General features: G+C 57.1%; 20 protein-coding genes. 13 read left to right on the top strand and 7 right to left on the bottom strand.

Going from position 1 to position 22,977, the window contains the following annotated elements:
- Positions 1 to 37 precede the first annotated feature (37 nt).
- The 9 genes from AC2D8U_RS06530 to AC2D8U_RS06570 all read left to right on the top strand — a co-directional run bounded on the left by AC2D8U_RS06530 (position 38) and on the right by AC2D8U_RS06570 (position 11,353).
- Positions 38 to 1,234, top strand: coding sequence for a lipase family protein (locus AC2D8U_RS06530; protein WP_484618249.1), 1,197 nt, complete (start codon positions 38 to 40; stop codon positions 1,232 to 1,234).
- 141 nt (positions 1,235 to 1,375) lie between these two features.
- Positions 1,376 to 2,557, top strand: a complete 1,182-nt coding sequence (locus AC2D8U_RS06535) for a hypothetical protein (RefSeq protein WP_484618250.1) — start codon at positions 1,376 to 1,378, stop codon at positions 2,555 to 2,557.
- A 129-nt stretch (positions 2,558 to 2,686) separates the two neighbouring features.
- The gene (locus AC2D8U_RS06540) at positions 2,687 to 3,553 is read left to right on the top strand and encodes an AraC family transcriptional regulator (protein WP_484618251.1); all 867 of its coding nucleotides are present in this window, start codon (positions 2,687 to 2,689) and stop codon (positions 3,551 to 3,553) included.
- 109 nt (positions 3,554 to 3,662) lie between these two features.
- On the top strand, positions 3,663 to 4,532 hold the full coding sequence (locus tag AC2D8U_RS06545; RefSeq protein ID WP_484618252.1) for a nuclear transport factor 2 family protein: 870 nt from the start codon (positions 3,663 to 3,665) through the stop codon (positions 4,530 to 4,532).
- Positions 4,533 to 4,770: 238 nt separating this feature from the next.
- Positions 4,771 to 6,183 (top strand): sulfatase-like hydrolase/transferase, encoded by a 1,413-nt coding sequence (locus AC2D8U_RS06550; protein WP_484618253.1) that lies wholly within the window; start codon positions 4,771 to 4,773, stop codon positions 6,181 to 6,183.
- 291 nt (positions 6,184 to 6,474) lie between these two features.
- Complete coding sequence (locus AC2D8U_RS06555; protein ID WP_484618254.1) at positions 6,475 to 7,473, top strand: sulfurtransferase; 999 nt, start codon at positions 6,475 to 6,477, stop codon at positions 7,471 to 7,473.
- A 281-nt stretch (positions 7,474 to 7,754) separates the two neighbouring features.
- Entirely contained in the window at positions 7,755 to 9,230 is a 1,476-nt protein-coding gene (locus AC2D8U_RS06560) for a BCCT family transporter (RefSeq protein WP_484618255.1), read from the top strand.
- A 200-nt stretch (positions 9,231 to 9,430) separates the two neighbouring features.
- Positions 9,431 to 9,976: a GNAT family N-acetyltransferase gene (locus AC2D8U_RS06565; protein ID WP_484618256.1), complete on the top strand. Its 546-nt coding sequence runs from the start codon at positions 9,431 to 9,433 to the stop codon at positions 9,974 to 9,976.
- A gap of 168 nt (positions 9,977 to 10,144) precedes the next feature.
- Positions 10,145 to 11,353 (top strand): BamA/TamA family outer membrane protein, encoded by a 1,209-nt coding sequence (locus tag AC2D8U_RS06570; RefSeq protein WP_484618257.1) that lies wholly within the window; start codon positions 10,145 to 10,147, stop codon positions 11,351 to 11,353.
- 794 nt (positions 11,354 to 12,147) lie between these two features.
- On the opposite strand, the gene AC2D8U_RS06575 is transcribed toward AC2D8U_RS06570, so the two are convergent.
- The 3 genes from AC2D8U_RS06575 to AC2D8U_RS06585 all read right to left on the bottom strand — a co-directional run bounded on the left by AC2D8U_RS06575 (position 12,148) and on the right by AC2D8U_RS06585 (position 14,203).
- Positions 12,148 to 13,074: a chromosome segregation ATPase gene (locus AC2D8U_RS06575; RefSeq protein ID WP_484618258.1), complete on the bottom strand. Its 927-nt coding sequence runs from the start codon at positions 13,072 to 13,074 to the stop codon at positions 12,148 to 12,150.
- 132 nt (positions 13,075 to 13,206) lie between these two features.
- Complete coding sequence (locus tag AC2D8U_RS06580; protein WP_484618259.1) at positions 13,207 to 13,560, bottom strand: energy transducer TonB; 354 nt, start codon at positions 13,558 to 13,560, stop codon at positions 13,207 to 13,209.
- Positions 13,561 to 13,657: 97 nt separating this feature from the next.
- A complete protein-coding gene (locus AC2D8U_RS06585; protein ID WP_484618260.1) occupies positions 13,658 to 14,203 on the bottom strand; it encodes a VRR-NUC domain-containing protein in 546 nt (181 codons plus the stop codon).
- A gap of 547 nt (positions 14,204 to 14,750) precedes the next feature.
- Here AC2D8U_RS06585 and AC2D8U_RS06590 point away from each other — a divergent pair.
- Together AC2D8U_RS06590 and AC2D8U_RS06595 are read left to right on the top strand one after the other, a co-directional pair.
- On the top strand, positions 14,751 to 14,942 hold the full coding sequence (locus AC2D8U_RS06590) for a DUF3185 family protein (RefSeq protein WP_484618261.1): 192 nt from the start codon (positions 14,751 to 14,753) through the stop codon (positions 14,940 to 14,942).
- Between the two features lie 555 nt (positions 14,943 to 15,497).
- The gene (locus tag AC2D8U_RS06595; RefSeq protein ID WP_484618262.1) at positions 15,498 to 15,986 is read left to right on the top strand and encodes an ecotin family protein; all 489 of its coding nucleotides are present in this window, start codon (positions 15,498 to 15,500) and stop codon (positions 15,984 to 15,986) included.
- 27 nt (positions 15,987 to 16,013) lie between these two features.
- Here the strand turns inward: AC2D8U_RS06595 and AC2D8U_RS06600 are convergent, their stop codons facing one another.
- Complete coding sequence (locus AC2D8U_RS06600) at positions 16,014 to 16,592, bottom strand: TetR/AcrR family transcriptional regulator (RefSeq protein ID WP_484618263.1); 579 nt, start codon at positions 16,590 to 16,592, stop codon at positions 16,014 to 16,016.
- 255 nt (positions 16,593 to 16,847) lie between these two features.
- Here AC2D8U_RS06600 and AC2D8U_RS06605 point away from each other — a divergent pair, with 255 nt between their 5' ends.
- Positions 16,848 to 18,254: an ammonia-forming cytochrome c nitrite reductase subunit c552 gene (locus tag AC2D8U_RS06605; RefSeq protein WP_484618264.1), complete on the top strand. Its 1,407-nt coding sequence runs from the start codon at positions 16,848 to 16,850 to the stop codon at positions 18,252 to 18,254.
- 288 nt (positions 18,255 to 18,542) lie between these two features.
- On the top strand, positions 18,543 to 18,878 hold the full coding sequence (locus AC2D8U_RS06610) for a phasin family protein (protein WP_484618265.1): 336 nt from the start codon (positions 18,543 to 18,545) through the stop codon (positions 18,876 to 18,878).
- Positions 18,879 to 19,667: 789 nt separating this feature from the next.
- On the opposite strand, the gene AC2D8U_RS06615 is transcribed toward AC2D8U_RS06610, so the two are convergent.
- From AC2D8U_RS06615 to AC2D8U_RS06625, 3 genes are all read right to left on the bottom strand, one after another.
- Positions 19,668 to 20,471 (bottom strand): DsbA family protein, encoded by an 804-nt coding sequence (locus AC2D8U_RS06615; protein ID WP_484618266.1) that lies wholly within the window; start codon positions 20,469 to 20,471, stop codon positions 19,668 to 19,670.
- Positions 20,472 to 20,729: 258 nt separating this feature from the next.
- The gene (locus AC2D8U_RS06620; protein ID WP_484618267.1) at positions 20,730 to 21,581 is read right to left on the bottom strand and encodes a PA4780 family RIO1-like protein kinase; all 852 of its coding nucleotides are present in this window, start codon (positions 21,579 to 21,581) and stop codon (positions 20,730 to 20,732) included.
- 135 nt (positions 21,582 to 21,716) lie between these two features.
- Positions 21,717 to 22,961 carry an ABC transporter permease gene (locus AC2D8U_RS06625; RefSeq protein WP_484618268.1) on the bottom strand — a complete coding sequence of 415 codons (1,245 nt, stop codon included), beginning with the start codon at positions 22,959 to 22,961 and terminating at the stop codon, positions 21,717 to 21,719.
- Positions 22,962 to 22,977: the final 16 nt, after the last annotated feature.

Here is a 22,977-nt window from a genome sequence, read left to right on the forward strand (position 1 = left end):
GGATGAAAAAGCTGGATCAATGACGAAGGAACGTCTTATGTATTTCATGGAATCCCAACTACTTAGCCCTCCTGTAACGCGAGCGGCCTATAGTGACCGAACCGCCTACCTGATGGCCGAACTCGCCCGTCTGGCCTACTTCCGATTTGAAGGCCATGAGGAGCTCGAAACCCTGGCGCTGCGGCTGGCAACGGAAACCGATGCGGTCACTGTGCAGGAGGCGCTCAGTGCCCTGCTGGCTCAACGCGATCTCGGTGCCGACGAAGCCCGGGCGCAGCTGTCTCAATACCTGACGGTAGCCCACTTCACCCTTGAGGGGGTGTTTAACCACCAGGGGACCCAGGCATTCCTCTGTAGCAGCGCCAGCCTGGGAATGAACGTCCTGGCCTTTCGCGGTACCGAGATGGCCATCGAGGATATCCAGGCCGATCTCGATGCGGTGCAGGTCCAACGTAATGGGATCGGGATCCACAAGGGGTTTCTTGAAGCCTTTGAGGCGATCCAACCCGAACTGGAAGCGGCCCTGACACGGGTTCGGCAAAACCGCCTGCCCCTCTATATCACGGGTCACTCTCTTGGCGGCGCCCTGGCGCTGATCGCCACCCACTTCCTGGCCAGCAACAGCGTCGGTGCCTGCTACACCTTTGGCGGGCCGCGTGTTGCCACCGCCAACTTTGCCGAGCAGATCCGAACCCCCATCTATCGCATCGTCAACGCTGCCGATCTGGTGCCCCGCCTGCCACCGGCCTACCTGCAATACGGCCTGATCGCCCTGTTCGAGTTTATCCGCATCCCCTATCTCAGCGACTGGATCATCCAACAGCTCAACCAAATGCAGGGCTATCGCCACATCGGTGACATGCGCTTTCTGACCCACAGCGTGGGCAGCGGGGAGCCGGTGCAACTGCTGCAAAATCCCAATATCATCGATCGCAGCGTGCGTCTGCTGCGCCGCTTGCTGGCCACCCGATTCAAGGCCGGGGTCGAAGATCATGGGATCGCCAACTACTGCGACAAACTGGCCAGCTATGCCAAGGCTCGGCAACAGACGCACAGCCGTCACGCGTCGCCTCAAATCGAAGCTTCTAGCACACAAATCCTTCAGCCCAGCAGCCCAGCTACGCCGGATCTAACACCGAGCCCCTCCGGGCCAAAAGGCGGGGAGATCCCAGTGCACACCCCTACCGCTAAATCCCCCTCGGCCAAGCGGCCCCCCCCCGAGATGCGATCCTGAGATCCAGAGCCGGGCTGTTCGCTGTTGCCAGCGACAGCCCGACGATCCCGCTCACAGTTTCAATCGAACCGTTCGAAGATCTCTGCCCACTCCATCCGCTCACTACTACAATCCATTACCATTTTTTTGAGCGTATTTTCTGTGCGGATCCCTTTCCTCTCTCTCTTCTTCCTGCTGCTGACCGCCTGTGAATCGTCGGAGCCCTCCATGGAGGGACGGACCGTGACCGTCACGCCGCAACTGGACGTTGGCGAAATTGCGGTGATGCGGGAAACGCCTCAACCGCAGGTCCCCCAGTACGACCCTCATCGGGGACGGGTACTGACCGACTACAGCCTGACAATCCAGGATCAACTGGGCGAACGTACCCTGACCGAACTGGACGTCAGCCAGCCCCTCACTTTGACCCTCTATGGTGCGGCCAAGCTCATCCTGCGCCACCCCAAACTGGCCGAGCAAACCGTTCCGGGCACTCACTATGCCCTGCAAGGACAGGCATGGGTCGCCGCCGAAGCAAAGCACTTCACCATCACCCTGAGCAACGCACGCTGGGGGCATATCGTGGTGGACGATCACCCTGCCCAGAGCGAACAACCACAGCTGGATAAGGTCGTGTTCGAGCCGGGAGAGGGGCATCACTGGATCTACGCGCCCCAGTCTGTGATGCCCTACCTGCTGACCGTGCCCACCTATGCGGGGATCGCCTACGCCGATGTCTTCCCCCGGCCTGGCGTGGTGCAGCGTTTTGAGATCCAGATTGATGACTCCGACGGCAGCATCATTCTGGATGACGAGTGGGTCATTGAGGATGGCGGAGATCTCACCCCGGGAGACTGGCTGGATCGCCTGATCGTCAAATATCAGCTGGCCCCCACCCTGACCCGCCAACTGTGCGCCTCAAGCACAGTACAGTGTGGCTATCACACGGCCACCGGCCCCGATCTGGCCGATGAGCTGTTCATGCTGTGGGACACAGGTGAAGACACGATCCGGATAGGACTCGCTTACGGCGATACTCAAGGCAACCAGAGTGTCCGCCTCTATGCCAGCCAAACGGTGCGCAGCTCCCCCCTGGGTTGGTTACAGTATGGCCAGGAGAGGCTCCCCCTCCACCGAAACAGGGAAGCGGGCACGGAGTCCACTTACCTAGCTGAGCTTGACAGGGATCCTGAACCGACCGCCCTCGCCTGCTCGGTACAACCCATCTGCCAGTTAACCTTTGCCAATCACACGACCCAGGTGGGCGAGCCCCTGGCTCAAATCGCTCATTATCTGACTGAGAGTGCCACCCCCTCTTCCCAGGCCGATGGCAGGCTGCCCTGACGAGTGGACCAATCCCTGGCCTAGGCGTCTCGGCCCACTGGCATAAGCAACTGAATAATAATATTTTGCATGGTTTCCAAACGACACGTCGGCTAGACTCAGGCTCTCGTCACCGACCCAAAACAGAGCATGTCGATCCCCCTCGTTGGCTTTAAGCACCGCAAGACGATGGACGCCGAGTTTGAGATCTTCGAACTGGCCTCCCTGTCGCGACGCCGGTTTCACGATCACCGTCCGGATCAACCCCACAGGGTTGGCTTCTTCACCTTCGTCTATATCGCTCGAGGCGAAGGACGCCATATGGTGGATTTTCACCACTTCCCCTTTGCCAGCGGAAGTTTCATTCTGGTGCAGCGAGAGCAGGTCCACGCCTTCGATCTCAGTCAATCCCCCGAAGGCAAGGTGATGGTCTTCACCCAGGCCTTTCTCGATCGGGTTCACGCCAACATGCACCTGCCCAATTACACCCCGACTCACCTCAACCAGCATTACTCTCCGCTGATCAGACTGGATCCGACCAACCAGGAACGCTGCCAGGCTCTGCTTGCGCAACTGAGCATCGAGGTGGCACTCACGGAGCCCGATCCCTTGGTGGTCATGCACCTGTTTTGCGCCCTGGCCCTTTTGCTCAACCGCCAGCAACCACAGATCCAGCACCAAAAGCTGTCGGAGGGGCAAAGTCGACAATTCGCCCGATTCTTCGATCTGCTGCAGGGGGAGTTTCGCCGGATCCGCGACGCCCACTGGTACGCCAGCCAGTTAGGTACTACCTACAAAACCCTAAACCTCTTATGCAAACAGGCAACGGAGCAAACCGCCAAACAACTGATTGATGCCTATACCCTGGTGGAGATCAAGCGTCGTCTGGTCCTCGGCCAGCAAAGCTCCCAGCATCTGGCGTACGAATTCGGGTTTGACGATCCTAGCAATTTTGTAAAGTACTTCAAAAAGTTAACTGGATTTACGCCGAGTCAATTCCGTAATTCTCAAGGTTGAACCTGCTCAAAGGGTTCGACATTCACCATTTTCCGACCCACTTCCACTCTGCCTGGTATAGCGCGAGATCACTACCATGGGCCCCATCGTTATCGGGAGGACCCAAAGCATGATCACCTTGACCCAAGCCATGAAACCAACCCTTTTTGCCGCCAGCCTGCTGACGCTGTCGACTGGCGCCGCCCTGTCCAAGGAGAGTGATACCATGACCATTCAAGATAAAGCCGTTGCCCTGATCCAGAGCATCGAGACCGGAGCCCAGGAGCCGGTTGGCTACATCAACGCCGCACAATACACCCAGCACAACCTGGCCGTCGCCGACGGGCTGGCCGGTTTCGGCGCAGTACTGGCCCAGTTGCCCGAAGGCAGCGCCCGGGCCAATGTGCAGCGAGCCTTTACCGACGGTGACTATGTGGTGCTGCACACCGAGTACAACTTCTTCGGGCCCAAAGCCGGGTTTGACGTATTTCGTTTCGAGGACGAGAAGATCGTCGAACACTGGGACAACCTTCAGCCCATCGCCGAGCCCAACCCCAGTGGCCGAACCCAGTTTGACGGCCCCACGAAGGTCGCCGATCTCGACCTGACAGAAGCCAACAAGGCACTGGTGAGCGACTTCGTCGACGCCATCCTGATCAAGGGCCAGATGGATCGCATTGCCGACTTTATCGGTCCGAATGAACAGGACTATCTGCAACACAACCCGGGTGTCGCCGACGGCCTCAGTGGCCTGGGTGCCGCCCTGGCTGCCCTCGCCGAAGCGGGCACCCCCATGGTGTTTGAGCGAAACCATAAGATCCTGGGACAGGGCAACTTTGTCTTGGCCATCAGCGAAGGGCAGTTTATCGGTGAACATGTGGCCTTCTACGATCTGTTCCGTGTCGATGGAGGTAAGATCGTCGAACACTGGGACACCATCGAAGCCATCCCACCCCGTAGCGAATGGCAAAACGATAACGGCAAGTTCGGTTTCCATTAAGCCAATAGAACAGTCCGAGCGAGTGTCCTTCAGTGGGACACTCGCGCCTGATCACGGCACAATCCCCCACCCTAACAATTCCCGATCACCCTCCCAGGATCACTGTGAATACCGTCACATCCCATCCCCCTGGTCGCACGCCCAACTTGACTCCCTATTGCTTCTCTATCCACCATTGCCGCTGGCGCGAAACCGTCTCGCCTTGCAGCAACGACAAAGACAATAAGCAGGAAAATCAATGAAGTTCCCTCGACTATTGGCCAGCTCCCTGGCCATGCTCAGCCTGGGCTACGGCAGTGCACTCGCCCAGGAGCGCCCTAACATCATCGTGATCATGGCCGACGATCTCGGTATGGGTGACGTCAGTTACAACCCTCAGGGTGAGGGAGATCTCGAGACCCCGAACATCGATCGCATCGCCACTCAGGGCGTTTCTTTCACCAATGGCTACGCCATGAACATGGTGTGCGGCCCCTCCCGCGCCGGCTTCGTGACCGGCCGTTACCAGCAAAGTTTCGGCTACTACGACAACACGGGGCCCCGTGTGCGTGAGCACGGGATCCAGCAAGGCCTGCCGCTGGAGCTCAACACCATCGGTGATTACCTGAGCGATGCGGGCTACATCACCGGCTTGATCGGCAAATGGCACGATGGCGACGAGCAGGAGTTCTGGCCCTACAACCGGGGATTCCAGGAGTTCTACGGCTTTAACAACGGCGCCGCTGACTACTTTGTCCTGCATGAAAACCAGCAGCAGAAAAACGTCTGGCAGGGGATCTTCCGTGAAGACGCCAAGCGCGTCCCCAATACCCCACTCTACATGACCGACGCTTTCGGCCTGGAGTCGGTGGCATTCGTTGAACGCCACAAAGAGGATCCCTTCTTCCTGTTCCTGGCCTACAACGCCCCCCATGGTCCATTCCAGGCAACGGAGGAGGATCTGGCCAAGTTTGCCCATATCGAGGATGAACTGCGTCAGACCAACAACGCCATGGTCCATAACATGGACAAGAACATCGGCTTACTGCTGGACAAGCTGGAAGCGGAAGATCTGCTGGATAACACCCTGATCTTCCTTACCAGTGACAACGGCGGCGAAGGCTACCCGGCTTCCAGTAACAAGCCGTACTCCGGCACCAAGGGCACCACCCTGGAGGGTGGCATTCGCGTACCTTACCTGGTGATGTGGAAGGGCGTAGTCATGGAAGGGGTGACGCTGGAGGAGCCGGCCAACGGCATCGACATCACCGCTACCCTGCTTAAGGCCGCCACCGGCGAACTCAAGCCAGAATGGCAGCTCGATGGCGTCGATCTGCTGCCCTACGCCAGCGGTAAAGCCAAGGCCCTGGAGGATCGCTACCTCTACTGGGACAACAACGTCAATGCCGCCATTCGCAACAATGAATGGAAGTACGTTGAATCTTCCAACAAGCGCGAACGGGGACAAAAGCGCCCTGGCCGGATCCAGGCCCTGTACCGGATCAGCGACGATCCCGCCGAGACCACAGATGTTAGCCGCCAGTACCCGGAGATGGCGGAGACCATGCGCCAGGAGCTGGAGAAGTGGCGCGCACAAAATGCACCACAGCTGTTTGGCTGGGGCCCCCACGTCGGACCCAAAGTCGGTTACCGGGGTAAACACAAGGACTGATCCCGTCATTCCTTCGACCCCCGTTGCGCACTCGCAACGGGGGTCGTTTCGAACTAAGCCTACCACACGTGCAAGCTCTCCCCAGCCCCGGCTCACGCCTTTACGGCACGCTCCACGCAAGCCCGCTCTAATCAAAAGGCGCGATGTCAGCTCGCTCTCCCCTGCCCAACGCTGCCCGCCGGAATGCGCTCCGAGTCCATGTTTTGTGCCACAACGCCACTTTCCGCGCAAAATGGCCGCGCCGCGCCCGTTATAATCCCCCGCCTTATGACCGTGCCAGAGATCCAAACAATGATGAACAGTGCCGACCGGGATCTGGTGATCACCCTAACGCAAGCGAAGGCGATCCTGGCGAATCGAGGCGCCCAGGTGGCGCTGATCGAGGTGATCTGCGAGGACTATCCCGGGACGCCACCGTCCTGCAAGGCACACCGTCAGATCAGCACCCAAGAGCTGGAATGCGGCCCCCTGTGGAACCTCAACTCCCCGCAAAAAATGCGTCACGCGCTGGCACAACAGGGTCTGGTGCCCGAGTCACAAGCTCAGATCCTGCTGTTTGATCGGATCCAGGTGCGGTGCGGCAGCGCCACCTCCCGCTTCGATGCCTCCGCCCGGGTCGCCTTTGCACTGCGATGGCTCGGCTTTACTCGTGTCGCCATCGTCATGGACCCCGATCTCGACGCCCTCGAACAGGCGGCACGCCTGGCCTCTGCACAGCGAAGCGCCGCACCGAGTCCCGTCCCCTTCGGCGGCAAAGCCTCCTGGCCATCTCCGGCAGCTCACCCACGGGTGGATCACGCCGGTCTGCTCCGTGACCTGGCCGCGCCCAGCGAGCCGCTCTGGCTGCTGGATTGCCGCAGCGAGCCAGAGTTTACCGGGCAGGTAACCGGCTATGACTATATTCCCGTGGCGGGCCGGATCCCCGGTGCGCTCAACATCATCAACGGCGAGTTCCAGCTGTCGCAACAGACGGATCTCAACACCCTGCTGGCCCGACTGGACGAAGCCCTAAGGGCACGGGGGATCAACAGAGCCGACCGCATCATCTGGTATTGCGGCACAGGCTGGCGCGCATCACGGATGTGGGCCCTGAGCCTGGCCCTGGGCTATCACAGGGCAGCCCTCTACGACGGTGGCTGGAACGAATGGGTTCGGCGTCACTCTCAAGATCAGCAACCTGCTCCTGAGTGCGAGGCTCCAGAGTCAAGCTCCAAGGTTCTAGATCCTAGCTCCTGGGTTTCAGGTTCCCTGAGCCCGCCCCTGGGAGGCTCTAAGCCCTTGGCGAAATAGAACTCAAGGCGCGAGAGTACTCTCTGGTGATCACTCGATTGGGGGACAAACGGCAAAGCTCCATTGCTTATTCACTTTCCGCTCTTGGCTCAGGCTATCCCCGCCTCCCTGGCCCATTGGTTGACCCCCCCTCAGCAGGGACACGGATCACAAAAACAGAGTTTGCCGAACCCGTTGAAAACCCCGATCGGCTCCTATCGGGATCCGCCCCTTGTCGTTAACGGCAAAGCCCCCTAATGTGCTCCCTTTTTTGGCAATAACAGCTTTCACAGGAAACAGCGATGGACCGTAATACTGCACTCGGCCAAGCCGGACAGTCACAACGCGCACTACTGTACCGCATCGGTATGATCTCAGTGCTGATGGCAGCCTTCCTGCTCTTCCCCGAGTACAGCGTCGGCCTGGTGGCCGAGCTCACCCAGTTCTGTATCGAACAGTTTGGCCTGGGCTTTATCCTGCTCTCCAGCCTTATGGTGATTGTTACCCTGGGGATCAGCCTCAGCCCGATAGGTCGGCAACGTCTGGGTGGCGAGCAGGCCAAGACCGAGTTTGGCACCCTGAGCTGGCTGGCGATGCTGTTTACCGCCGGCATGGGCTCAGGCCTGATCTTCTGGGGGATCGCCGAGCCGGTGTTCCACTTCGCCAATCCTCCGGCCTTTGCCCAGGGCAGCCCCATGCCCAAGGACACGGCCCTGGCCCTGACCTACTTCCACTGGGGCGTGCACGCCTGGAGTATCTACGCCCTGGCCGGGCTGGCCATCGCCTGGTTCAGCTTTAACCGCGGCCGCTCCTTGCAGATCTCCGCCAGCTTCACCGCCCGGCCCCAGCCCGGCGGCTTTGCCCTGATGGACTACCTGGCGATCCTGGCCATCCTGTTTGGCGTCGCGGGCACCTTCGCCAACACCATCGCCCTGGTACAGACCGGACTGCAGCAGCTGCTCTCGCCCGAGATCGGCTCCGTCGCCTTTCGCTACGGCCTGCTGCTGACCATCGCCCTGCTGTTCACCGTCTCCTCCATCCTTGGCCTGACCCGGGGGATCAAACGCCTCAGCCAATTCAACACCGCCCTGATGCTGGTGATGATCCTGATTGTGATCGCCCTGCTGGATCCCCTGGCCACCCTGAAGGATCTGCTCACCTCCACCGGTGCCTACGTGGCCATATTGCCCGGCATCTCCTTCAGCATCGATCCCGATTCCCGCCCCTGGAGCCTGGGCTGGAGCGTGATCTATCTGGTGTGGTGGATCGCCTGGGCCCCCTTCGTCGGCCCTTTTATCGCGCGGATCAGCCGAGGCCGCACCGTACGCCAGTTCCTGCTGTGCGTCGTGCTGGTGCCCACCGCCGCCTCCCTGCTCTGGTTCAGTGCCTTTGGCGGCGCCGCGCTGGATCAACCCTTTGCCAGCGAGGTGATCGACGCGGTCAACCAGGATTACACCCAGGGCCTGTTCAGCTTCTTCCACCATCTGCCCATGGGCCAGTTGTTGTCATTTGCGGCGATCCTGCTGCTGATCACCTTTATCATCACCAGTGCCGACTCGGCCCTGCTGGTGTGCGGCATGCTCACAGGCAACGAAAGCCAGCGATACAAGCTGCTCTGGGCTGGCCTGCTGATCACCCTCTCCATGGCACTGCTGTTTATCAACGACGTCGATCTCAACAAACAGGTGGCGATCGCCGGTGCCCTGCCCTTCACCCTAGTGCTGATCGCCCAGATCGGCGCCATGGCCTATGACATGGTCAAGGGCCAACGCCGCTGATCGGCCTTATCATCTGATCCCATCAAGCTGGCCCGGCAATACTGTCGTCGGGGCCAGCTTGATGCCTGGAGCGGCGCACCTTAGGTCGACGCCATCGTCTCAGATCCAGAGATAGACCCACAAATAGACCCCGGCCTTAGACCTGTCTACGGCTTCATGGTTTACGCTGCCGCCCATCACCGACTCATCTGGAGCAAATCGTGCAACTCTCACGCGACTCACTCACCGATCCGGCACCGATCCGGCAACTCTTCACCGACACCTTCACTCACTCCGAGGGCGAAGTAGAAGGCAAAGTTATTGGCCAACTGGCCCAGGATCTGGCCACCACCACACCGCCACAAGAACGGCACATCTTTGTCGCTGAGGGCGATCAGGGGCTGATCGGCGCTATCCTCTTTACCCGGCTCAGCTTCGAGACACAGGTCAACGCCTTTATCCTCTCTCCGGTGGCGGTTCACCCCGACCATCAAGGAAAAGGGATCGGTCAGCAGCTTATTCGCTATGGCCTGGAACAGCTCAAAGCGATGGGCGCCCAACTGGCCGTAACCTATGGCGATCCCAACTTCTATGCCAAAGTCGGATTTGAGCCGGTGACGACGGCCCAACTGCCTTCGCCACAGCCCCTCTCTCATCCCCACGGATGGCTGGCGCAATCACTGACTGGGGACGAACTGCCCAAACCGGGCGAACTGGGTGAGCAGTGCCACTGCGCGACGGCGTTGGATAAGCCCGAATACTGGTAACAATGGGGCAGCAGGCTGGACAGGCAGAAGAGCAACCGGGACGAGATCCAGGCTAAGCGAAACCCGCTCAACCGGGCGAGTGCCTTGCCGACACATGATCGGATCCTGTCTTATGGCGTCAGGATCCGGTATAACTGCGTGTTTTGATTGACCTATCAAGCCGTTGCCATGAAGTTTCTGTCCCTCAAACCAGTCCGGATCCTCGCTGCGCCCCTGTTAGCCGTGATGCTGTTAGCCCAGTCGCCCGTCGTCCACGCCGCCGAGATCCAGCCCCTGTTCGAGACCCGGGCCAATACCCTTACCCGCTCCCTGGACAGCCTGTTGTCGGTGTTCGGTGCCGAAGAGGAGTACGATGAGTCCAAGGGGATGAACGCCAGCTACATTCCGGCCCTGTTTTACAGCCCGGAGCAGGGGCTGGGGGTAGGCATGCTGTTTGTCGGCCTCTATGGTGAAACCGACGGTGGTACGCGGCAACCTTCCTCGCTGATCCTCAACCCCTACCTCTCCACCAACGGATCCATGGGATTGTCGCTCTACAACGACCACTTCTTCAACCAGGGCGATGACCGGGTTCACCTGGAGGCGAAGATCAAAGACGACACCTCCGTGTATTACGGCGTGGGCTACCAGGCAGGCCAGTTGGACGGCAACAAGGTGGACTACTCGTCTCGTCAACTCACCCTTCGACCCAGTTGGATCAACCGCCGCAGCGGTAACCTGTTTCTCGGTGCGGGTCTGGATCTCCATGTCGTTCGCCCCCATGATATCAAGCCCGCCGACGGCCAGCCGTTTTCGACACCGGAGCTTGGCCGGGATCCCGGCGTAGAGCTTACGGACAATACCAGTTACGGTGCCTTCGTCTCCGCCGTTTTTGATAGCCGCGACAACATCATCAGCGCCTCCGAGGGACTCTACGCCCGGGCCGATCTGGGAGGCTATTTCGATGCCAGCAGCGATAACGCCTTTGGCCGCTACGATCTCTCCGCCGCCCAGTACCTGTCACTGGATCCCCTGCCCGGCCTGCTGGCCTGGCAGGTACAGGCCAGCCTGACCTCCGGCGAGGTACCCTGGAACCGGCTGCCGGATCTCGGCGGTGACGAAGCGATGCGCGGCTACATTCAGGGGCGTTATCGCGACCGCCAGATGATGATGGCCCAGGCGGAATACCGCCTGCCCATCTACTGGCGCCTGGGGATGGTATTCTGGGGAGCCGCTGGCTCGGTCTCCGATGAGGTGTCCGGTCTGTGGGACGATACCCTCTACAGCGTCGGAACCGGCTTTCGTTTAAAGATCATGGACAAGGTTAACCTGCGTGCCGATCTTGGCTTTGGCGAACACGAAGCCGCCTTCTATTTCCACGTCAACGAAGTGTTCTGAGCCGAGCCCATACAAACGCCAGGGGCATCGAATCCGGGAACCGATAAACGATCACCCTGCTGATCTATGGCAGTGGCTCCCAGATGACTCCTATTGCCCCATTCCGGCCGGTTTGAACCTGGCCCCCCACGGCGTAGGTTAAGTTGAGCGCAGCGAAGCTCAACATTTTAGGCAATGCCTGCGCGGGCTAGTTTCGCCCTCATTCCGGCCGGTTTGAACCTGCCCCCCCCGGCGTAGGTTGAGTTGAGCGCAGCGAAGCTCAACGTTGTTGAACACGCCTGCGGAGGGCTGGTTTCGCCCTCATTCCGGCCGGTTTGAACCTGGCCCCCTCGGCGTAGGTTGAGTTGAGCGCAGCGAAGCTCAACGTTTTAGGCAGTGCCTGCGCGGGCTGGTTTCGCCACACACCGGCCAATTATCAGATGTCGCGCTTCGTAGGGTTGGTTAGCCGCGCTGCGGCGTAACCTGCCGGCTTCACCAAATGGGATCGTCGCCTATCGAAATACGCAGTATGGGCACGGGTAACGGTGGCTTACGCTTCGCTAAGCCCCCCTACGTAGGGGGCTGGTTTCGCCACAAAGGAGTCACTGGGGATTTCAATGACTCTGACCCCTTGAACCGCGATAGAACAACTGCGATAGCCAGGGCTACTTTCAACCACTTCGCCAAACGATACAGTTTCATCGCCTGCTTTATATCACTCTCTAAGAGTTGTTGATTTAGTTCTACCACACTTACTCCCTGTGACACTTAACGCCTAAATCAGCCGGAGCGAAGCGATCGGATGAATTTCCTTGTTAGGCATTTTGTTCCTCTACCTTTTTTAGAAAATCATTGAAAACTTCCTCCCCTCTATCCAAATTTGCAGAGAAAATCTCATAGTAGTCACTGAGTTCAATATCCAACCCAAGCTCATTGCGCACAGCTAGCACAGCGTTAGGCAAACATCTTGACACCTCGAAGTGCCTCGACATACAAACTCTAGAAAAAGACAGTTGCTCCCTATTTTGCTTTTCATAAAGCTCATCAATTTCTTGATTTAATTTGTCTCTTTGTTCACTTTCAAACTCAACACTACGATTTACAAAATCCCAGACTCTCTGGTTAATGTTACCTTCATAGTTTAAGTTCTTCATTATGGATAGGTATCTATCTATCTCTGACTGATGCTTATCCCGTTGCTGCTCAGCTGCATATATAGCGTGTTTTCGCTGCACCAATGAGCTACGTTCAAGCATTAAATCTAAGAATGCTGACGCCGTTTCGCCGACAAAGTAAGTAACAGCACGGACTGTTTCTTTATTACCAACTAGCTGAACTTTTGCAATCTTACCAGCATTTTCTGAAAACCTTGCTGATAAGTGCTCTTGGTCTATATTAATGTTAGATAAATTGCCAATAATACTGGAGCTACTTGAGATTGCTTCTACGGCTTCAAGGTACACCTCCTTCTTTAAGGATTTTTCTCGCTCGATTGCAGCAACCTTTATCTGATTGTTGCTCTTTATTTCCTCTAACACTTCAGCATAACTAACCTTAACAGACTCAACTCTATCAGTTATCTCTGTGATATCTTCTTTAGTCGCTAAATTTTTTCCTTTCTCTGACAAATATCCTGGCAGGAAGTGCTTAATAAGTAGAAATACAATTATGCCAGCTACTATCCCCTCAAAGCCATATCGGATAGTAAATTCCAGCATTGTTTTCAGCTCATCGATTGACATTACACCTCCATTTGTATGCCTAACGCCCCGCTCAGCGGAAGCAGTTTGGTTGGCTAAAATCTGCGAGGCACGAGCAACAGCCAGCCAAACGATTGCGATCCGCCTGCAGCGCCTTGTTATGTTCTCTCTATTCTAAATCTGCCAGTCAAATCTAGTGTCTTCCCAGACCTTGACTGGCTTACCATCAACTTTTGCTGGCCTAAATTTCCACCGCTTAACCGCGCCAACAGCTTCTTTATCAAAACGTCCACCAGGAGTTGAATCCAGTATTTTCACCTTCCCTACACTACCATTCTCTTTGATTAAGAACCTGACCTTCACAAATCCAGAGATACCATTATCTAGAGCAGATTCTGGATACCTTGGCTCAATTCTAACTATTGGAGTAGCCTTATCAGAAACTTCATCATTATGATAAAAGTCACTACCAAATGATGCGCAGCCACTAACTAGGATAAACGACAAAACTAGTACAACTCTATTCACTTCCCTCTCCTTTCGAGAACATAACGCCCCCAACAGGGGACGAGCGTAGCGAGATCCCGCCCACGTAGTGGGCATTTCTGATTGGGCTTGTTAGTGTTTATATTGTCCATGAATCGGGAAAGCTAACAATATCTAATTCATACTCTCGGGGAATGTATTCCCTTCCACACTCCTTTAAATATGCAACAGCCACATCACAGCCTAATATCGGTTTAATCTGAGACAAACAAATCAGCTGACTTTCTTTAAGATTATCTTTTTCTTTCTTAACTTCAACAAACAGTGTCGATCCATCATTTTTATAGAGAAACAGATCTGGCTCTCCAGATAGTAGGTCTCGCCGTACTGACTTTAAGATGCCCAACCTTTTAGGGTCTATATATCTCGTTATGAGCGCTCTTCCTTCGTCATACTTTGGGTTATTAGCTTCCCAGTCTCCTAAAGCATAGAACGCTGTCCCTTTCCACCCCTGTTCCATGAAGTGACGAAGAGCGTAATACTCGCCAAAATGATAGTTAGGTTGATTGTAAACATCACTAGGCATGTACAAAGAGTCTGGAACCCAATCCTTCCTTCCACTTTTCCAATCAATCAGCAGCTGCTTGTCGTACTCAATGATTGTTTCTCTAATTGTATGTTTCATGATAAAAGTATCCATGTTTGGCTGAACACTAACAGTGTTATTAAGCGGAATTTCCACTTATGCAGGATAATGTTGCCGCAACATTATCTCAGGCAACCATGCTCCCAAAATAGCAAATAAACCATTACCACTCAATATGTTAGCGTTTAATGGCGGACTGTTCTTCTCGTGAAACAGAGAATCCATCTGGTGAAAGTGAGCCTGAAGCAACGAACGGTCGGATTTGGCGTGTGAGTTCAAACGACACCCGCCTCAACGGGCACAGATCTCGACCAATGCACGCCCGTCATACTGTGATCAATCGTCCACAAGGCGTCGTGAGATCACATCGCACGGACACGCTTTTCTCCCTTTGCGTAAGCCAAGCGTCGGAACTGTCGCCTGGATCATGGTTTGATTGATAACAAATCGTTAGCATTTCGTAACTTGACGGGTATGACGGGTATCGTCACAAACACCCTTGGTGGGAAATCAAGCCAACGCGGTATTCGGCGTTTCAAGGGCCTTAACTTAACCGGCCCAAGGCTAGTAGCTATTTGGAGTAGAGATGAACAATAAAATTATTGGTGTTGCACTGATCATCGTCGGCGTGGCTTTGGCTTTCTGGGGTTACAACATATACGACTCAGCGAGCTCTCAAGTCACACGTGCACTGAGCGGCGACACCCCCATTGAAGCCTGGGCTGGCATGATTGGCGGAGCAATCTCGGTCGTGCTTGGGATCACCAGAATCAAATAACGAGCGATTTACTGCCCCATCTTGTCGGGCAGTAAAACGGATTCAAGCTGCGGGGAGAGCCTTTACCGACTCGAATGCCCCGCCTTGATTCAAGCCGGTTAACTTCAACAGGACTGCGCCTTCAACGTACATGGACGGTAAGAAAACTCCGATGAGAAAGGGTCTAAATATCGCAATCAGACCGAACTCGAGGCAGTTCCCTTCAAACCATTGAGACACTCTGTTGCCCTGCTTGCCCCCATGGTGACTGTCATTGCCCCAACCTGCAGGCGACACCTGGATGGCGTGACACAGCCGCCGCCTTTATCCCCAATCATCCTAGCCCTTCATCCAATCCCGAAGACTGCCGCGCTGATGGTGCAACGACCGCCACTGTGATCTCTGTGCCTCTCTCATATTTCGCTCTATCAAGCCCGCCGCAAAAAGTTCCCGCGCCTGTTGGCACCGATACACTTTGCGACAAAGCCGCACCGAGCCTGAATGGAAATGATTCTATGCTTTGCCTCGGCGGCACCGCTGCTAGAGTGGAGGCAACAGATAATCCGAGGATCCACGATGAAAAGAGCTCTTTTACTGGGGTGCATGATGATGACACCGCTGACCGCCTTTAACGCGAGTGCGGCCGATGCCAACGACAGCAAAGCACCCGGCTGGATGTTTGGCGAAAAGCCCGGCCTGGTCCGTCACCTGTTCCATTTCCCGCAAAGCCACGAGTCCTTCCACCAAGTCGAGATCCAGGCCTACAGCGTTGAGAGCCTGCCACCCTGTAACCAATACCGAGGCAAGGGGGCACTGAGCTGGGAAACCTTGGAGGGCTGGGGTTATGGCTATGCCGAGGTGAGCGGTTTCGAGCCCGGCGCCTATGCCAGCACTCTGGCGGCCTGTCCGGATCTGCCCGAAGCGCCCACCGAGGTGATGATCGGCCAGCGCCTGCAACGCCATAGCGGTCAATATCCCCTGGTGGTCTACGCCCCCGAGGGGGTCGAGATCCGCGCCCGCCGCTGGCAGCCTCAGGAGTGGAACCAGGGTGAACAGCTGCCCTGAGTTCCCGGCCTATGACCAAGCTATCACCTATGATCTGGGCGCGTTATCCAGTGCATCGCAGATCAGCGCCCGGCACTGGCGATGCAGCAGAGTCGCCGTTTGCTCGGCGCTCTCCAGGCCCTGTCCTCGGCGCCACTGGGTGAGATGACACAGGTAAAGCCCCGCCAGGATCTGAGCCAGGATCCGCACCGGCACCTGCCACGGTTTATCGCCAAATGCTGCCAATAGATGCTGCTCCAGGATCTGCGCCAGAGAGTGCTCAATACGCTTGGCGGCGGGCTCGCCATCGGCGCCGAGCGCATCCTGGATCGAGCGATGCAGGCCTCGCTGCCCGGCGAATCGTTCAAACAAAGCCACCAGAGCGTCCGGCGGCGTATCACTCTGCCAGGCCTCGGCCCGGTCCAGCCCATCCAGCAACAGAATAAAGGTTCGATCGTGCAAGGCGATCAGCAGATCCAGCTTGGTGCTGAAATAACGATAAAAGGTACTGCGGCCTATCTGGGCCGCGCCGATCAGTTCGTCCATGCCAACATCTAAGTAGCCCTTGCGACAGACCAGTTGCGCGAAGGCATCAAGGATCCGGACCCGTGTTTTGAGTTTTGTCATCGTAACGCGTTAAGCCATGGGGAGACGGCGATCTTGCGGGTTTGACCCACAGGGAACTGCCTGAGGGATCACAAAAAAACGGCGTGAACAAAGAAAATGAGACAAAACCTCAAGAATGTCTCTCAACCCTCAGAGCTGTTACCCTTACTATCACTGCATCACTGGCGATTATTTACCATGACGTTCCCGGCAAAAAGCATGTTTGAACAACACCCTATCGCCAAGCAGTTGTGTAATGGAGGCACCGCCCACACTATGATTTCCCCCAACTTACTCAACCTGGCCGCCCAAGCGGGCCGAACGTTTGGGCTGACGGCCGCATCTGTCTTGATGCTTGGCCTTGCTGGATGCTCCGAGCCCAGTGCGGTTAAGCCCGGCTACGACAGCGATGCCTGGCAGGAGATCTTTCCGACCCAGCATGAAAGCTGGTCCACCAGCATCGACACCAAAGAGAAAATCGATCTGCTGGCCGAGCGCCCGGACATGGTGGTGCTGTGGGCCGGTTACCCCTTCTCCCACGACTACAAAAGCGCCCGGGGCCACCAGTACGCGGTCACCGATGTGACCCAGACTCTGCGCACCGGCGGGCCTATCGGCATCGAGGGCGAGCATGATCTCTCCGCCAGCTGCTGGAGTTGCAAAACGCCGGACGCCCCAAGGCTGATGGAGAAGTACGGTCAGGAGGGCTTTGCCGCCAAGACTTTCAGCGAAGTGGGCCATGAGATCACCCATGGCGCCATCGGCTGTATCGACTGTCATGAAGAGGGCAAGGCGACACTGCACCTGGCACGCCCCTTCACTCAGGATGCCATGGCCAAGATCAAGCAGCCGTTTGAGGCCCAGAGCCCCGCCATGCAGGCCGCCCAGACCTGTGGCCAGTGCCACGTGGAGTACTACTTCCAACCGGAGAAGGAGAACAAGGTCAACATCCCCTGGATCTTCGGCAACACCCTGGAGGAGATCGAGAAGTACTACGACACCCGCCGCTTCCACGACTGGGTGCATCCGCTGTCCGGTGCGCCGATGCTCAAGGCTCAGCACCCGGAGTTTGAAACCTGGAGCCGGGGCCCCCATGCGGATCTTGAGGTCACCTGTATCACCTGTCATATGCCCACCAGGACCAACGCCCAGGGGCAAGGCTACACCGACCACAACGTCAGCAATGCCATGGACAACTTCGAGCTGTCCTGTGCCGGTTGCCACGACAGCAAGGCCGAGCTGATGCAGAGCCTGGTGGATGCCAAGGCCGCCATCAATGCCGCTCGGGATGAGTTGGAGCCCATGCTGGTCAAGGCTCATGTGGAAGCCCGTGCTGCCTGGAATGCCGGAGCCAACTGGCACCAGATGGAATCGATCCTGATGGATATTCGCCACTCTCAGTGGCGCTGGGACTTCGCCGTCGCTTCCCACGGCATTCATGCCCACAATCCACAGGAGGCACTGGATCTGATGGCCGTGGGCCTGCAACAGGCGAAGATGGCCCGGGCCAAGCTTGGGATCCTGCTGGCCGATCTGGGCGTCGAGTCCGTGAACTACCCGGACTACGCCGACAAGGCACAGGCCCAGGCCTTTGTCGGCCTGGATATGGCCGAGCTTGAAGCACGGAAACAGCGTTTCCTTGAGCAGGTGGTCAGCCAATGGTCGGAAGCGGCCCGGCGCTAGCCCCCTCCCGGTACAGGACGCCTTGAACGCCCTTTTAGGTTGAAGAGAAGCCCCGCGGATCTTTCCAGCGGGGTTTTTGTTACCCAACCCACAGTGACTGCCCCACGGCTCAGTCCTCACATGCATCCGCCCCCAAGGCCAACACGGCCGATCCCCCCTATGACAAAACTTTTTTTGTGCAGTGCACAATTTTCACTTGACGAATAATCCACCAGAGATCTACAGTGTGAACAAGTTCATTGTGCAGCGCACAAATTTCGCCAGTCATTGCATTGAAAGGAGCTCGTCATGTTTACCGAATTTCAAAAGACCCTCGAAGCCAACGTAGAACAAGCCATCAAGGCCCAGTCTCAACTGACCGAACTGCAACTGGATCTGGTCAAGAACCTGGCCACCAGCAACGCCGATTTCCTTAAGCAGGTTGCTCAGACCAGCACTGCCGCCTACCAGGGCACCACGCCCAAGGCCCCCAAAGAGGTACTGGACAAGCAAACCGAACTGGCCAACGAACTCAAGGCCCAGTCCGAAGCCTTTGTTAAAGCCCAAAGCGAAACCCTGAAGCAGTACTCTGAGACCGTGACCGAAGTGGTTAAGCCTCTGTTTGCCTTCCCAGCCAGTAAGTAACTCTCCCATTACTTACCCTTTGATGCCGCGGTGCTCTCCCGCGGCTTTTTTCTGAGAGTCCCTCCCCTTTTAAGGCAAAACGTTAAAGCAGATCCTTCGGCGAGCGCCGCGACAACGGCCAAAAGTGATCCACTCTCTAAAGGGCCTTCACTTCGCCCCGCAGTGCGATGCACGCCCCTCGCGACGTAAACTGAGTGCGGCCGCAGCATCAGTATTCCCAGGCACCCTGCCCCAAATTTCCGCCAGGCTTAATTCGATTTCAGCCTGACATACCACCTATGGCGTTTGTTTTACTCCTGAAACGAATGGATGCTCGACCTAGGGGCTAGGCTCCGGCGGACCACGAAGATCAACGGGCGATCCCGATGCCTTAGCCCCTGAAGCCTTATCCTTTGTCAGGCGCCCTAACGTTCAAAATCTTCTCCCATTGGTTATTGAGCCCCGGATCGCAGACCCTGCGTTCATTCTTGATATGGAAGAAAGGACGGCAACGCACAGGCGTTAACCAAGTGGATCACTTGTGCATTGTTAATGACAGCAACCAGATACGGGCGGCAAAGGCAACGGAGAGTCAGGCGATGAAGCAACGACGAATGGGCGAAGGCAATAGAAAAACGGCCAGCGATGGGCACGGATGGACGGGCGGCGAAGCAACGACAAACGGGCGGCGAAGGACCACTGCCCGGCGAAAGCATCGAAGCCGGGCTCTACAAGGCGTGAAGAGACCAATGCCTACGGGCGTAGGCATTGGAGGCCGCTTTACCGCCAGATCATGGCGAGGCGGGAGGCTTAATCCAGGGTAAGCAGGTACTCGGCCAGCGCCATGCGCTGCGCATTGGTTTCGATCTCGTCGGAATAGAGCACCATGTACTTGCCATTGATCACCAGGGTCGGTACGTATTGCAGCCCGATGGCAGCCATCTCACGGTGGGTCGCGGCAATCTCAACGGAGACAGCTTCACCCTCCGCGACGGCCATCAGTGCACTGAAGTCGACCCCATGCTCGGTGAAAAACCGTTCAAAGTCCGCCTCCTGCGGTGGAGTTTCCGCGCGACGCAGGGCGACATAGAACTCCTTGAGCGGCATCAACAGCTCATCATGACCACTGTGTTGCATGGCGTAGAAGATCCGCCCGTCCCGCTCCCAGGTGTCATTCTTCACCGAGTGACGGCGGATCAGGCTCATGCCATCGTGATCGGCCAAAAAGTCCTTGAGGTAAGGCTCGATGGCCACACAGTAGGGACAACCGATCCAGAGGTACTCCACCAGATAGGGGCGCTCGGCGGACACTTCAATACCACTGACCCGCTGATAGTGGATCCCTTCCACATACTCACCAGGGTTGAGTTGTTTGACCGGCGCCGACTCCGCCCCAACGCTTTGAGTGCAGGTGGAGAACAACGGGGCAGGTTCACCGGCTTGAGCCGGTGCATCACCACCACAGCCGCCTATCTCGGCCTGCACGCCCAAGGACGCCATCGCCAGAGCCAAAATTGCCAGGCCCTGTTTGGCCATTCGTGAGGAGTGTTTCAACATGGAGAGATCCCGTATCGATGCATTGAAGGCTGCCAGTACAGCCGGAGTGAGGGCCATGCTAAAGAACTCAATGGTGAGGTCAATCGAGCACTTTTTACTACGAGATCAACAACACATAAAGGTATCTCGGTTGACTGTCGCAACCCCAATAGTGCGCGATCTCAGATCTCGCCCCGAGTATCGTCTCATCGAGACGTATCGATGCGTTTATCTCAAAGGTGGGATGACACAGGGTTCAAGCGCCCGGTGATCCGGGTACGCCAAAGCAAAGGGGCGGCGTTTCACGCAGCCCCTTTGCATTTCGCCATACAGAGTTCACTCGTTGGCTTCGGCAATCCGCTGGCGTCGCTCTAGCTCCGCTTCTCTGGCGGCGTCGATCTCCTCCATGATCGCCTTGAGATCCGCGACCTTGCTGGTTTCCACAAAGCGGCCAGTCAATGCCACCTCGGGAGTCAGTTCCCCCTTCTCGTAGAGGGCCCAGATCTCCTCGCCATAGCGCGTTTTGGCCAACTCCGGGGCAAACTCGGCGTAGTAGGCGGTCATGTTGTTCACGTCCCGCAGCAACATCGCCTTAGCGTGGTTGTTGGCCGCCGCATCCACCGCCTGAGGCAGATCGATGATCACCGGACCGTAGTCGTCCACCAACACATTAAATTCCGACAGATCGCCATGCACCAGGCCGGCACACAGCATCCGCACCACATCCCGGATCACCAGGGCATGGTCTTCCCTTGCCTGCTCGGGTGACATCACCACGTCATTGAGCCGTGGTGCCACGTCCCCGTCATCGTCGGTGATAAGCTCCATCAAGAGCACGCCGTCGAAGCAGCCATAGGGTTGGGGCACTCGAACGCCAGCCTGAGCCAAGCGGTACAGAGCATCCACCTCGGCATTGTGCCAGGCCTGCTCCTGTTGCTCACGGCCAAACTTGGAGCCCTTCTCCATCGCCCGTTGACGTCGGCTGTTTCGGCCCTTACGCCCTTCGCGGTACTGTACCGCCTGTTTGAAGCTGCGTTTCTCCGCCTCCTTATAGATCTTGGCGCAGCGGATCTCCTCGCCACAGCGCACGATAAATACGTCGGCTTCTTTGCCGCTCATCAAAGGCCGGATCACTTCGTCCAGCAGTCCATCATCAACCAGAGGTTGGAGTCGTTTTGGGATCTTCACGGGGACCCTTATACCCTAGGTTGGTGACCAAATACATACGCCAATCGAGTTTCATCGCCCATGCACCGTTCAAGAGGCTATCAACTAAGCCCCTTTGCGCATACAAGGCGCGACAAGGGGCTTATAAAGGGCACATCAATCCCGCTGCAACGCCACGATGGGATCCAACTGGGCCGCCTTCTTTGCCGGGTAGAGGCCAAAGCCGATCCCCACCGACATGCAGACGCCCAGGGAAAGGAAGATGGCACTGGGTGACCAGCCGATGGGCCAGTCCGCCGCCGTGGCGATCAGCAGCGCCAGCAGCAGGCCGACGAAGATCCCGATCACCCCGCCGGTGCCCGAGATCACGATGCTCTCGATCAAAAACTGGTGCTCAATGTCCTTCTTGCGGGCCCCAATGGCGCGCAGCAGACCGATCTCCTGGGTGCGCTCCAGGATGGTGGCAAGCATGATGTTCATGATGCCGATCCCCCCCACCAGCAGGGAGATCCCGGCGACACAGGCCATAACGATATTGAAGATCTGCTGAGTCTGTTGATGCTGAGCCAGCAGCTGGGCAGGTACCACGATATCAAAGTCCTTCTCGCCCCCATGACGCCGCTCCAGCAGGTGTTCGAGACTTGCCGCAGCCTGGATCGGCGAGACCCCTTCGGCTAAGGCCAGTTTGATCTGATCCAGCTGATCTTCCAGCGGCTTGAAGTTCATCTTCTTCAGCGCGGTTTCCAGGGGAATAAACACCTGGTTGCGCTCCCCGCCCAAGCGTACGCCCTGGATCTTGGTGCGACCAGCATCTCCGGACGAAAGTACCCCGATCACGGTGAACCATTGATGGTTCAACTTCACCGATTGGCCGACTGCCCCGCCTTGAGGAAACAGACTGCGGGCGGCCTCCGTACCCAATACCACGACTTGTCGATAGTCCCGATTATCCTCGTCGGAAAAGCCAGCCCCGCTGTGAAACGCCAAACTGCTCATGTCGAAATGACTGGGCGTCACCGCCCGGATCTGGGCGTCGCTTCGTCCGTAAAAACTGAACAGGCTGTAGGTCTGCACGCGTTTTTGTGCGCTCCAGCGTTCGAACACCGGCAGCGTGGTCATGATGCTGTCAACATCACGCAGGTCCAAACCGACGGAGTGCTCCCGTATCGCGCGCAGGCTCTGGCCATCCACGCTGCGGGCATCCACCAGCACATTGCGCACCCCCATGGACTCAATCATCTTCAGGGCTTCCCGCTCAGCCCCCTCACCGACGCTGAGCATGGCAATCACGGCACCGACGCCGAAGATCATCCCCAGCAAAGTCAAAGCCGTGCGTAGCTTGTGGTGCCACATTTCATCAAACGCCTGGCCCATACCCGAGCGGATCCTTTGAAACATCATTACTTCCCTCGTTATG

It is taken from the genome of Ferrimonas sp. YIN67, from assembly GCF_057219095.1.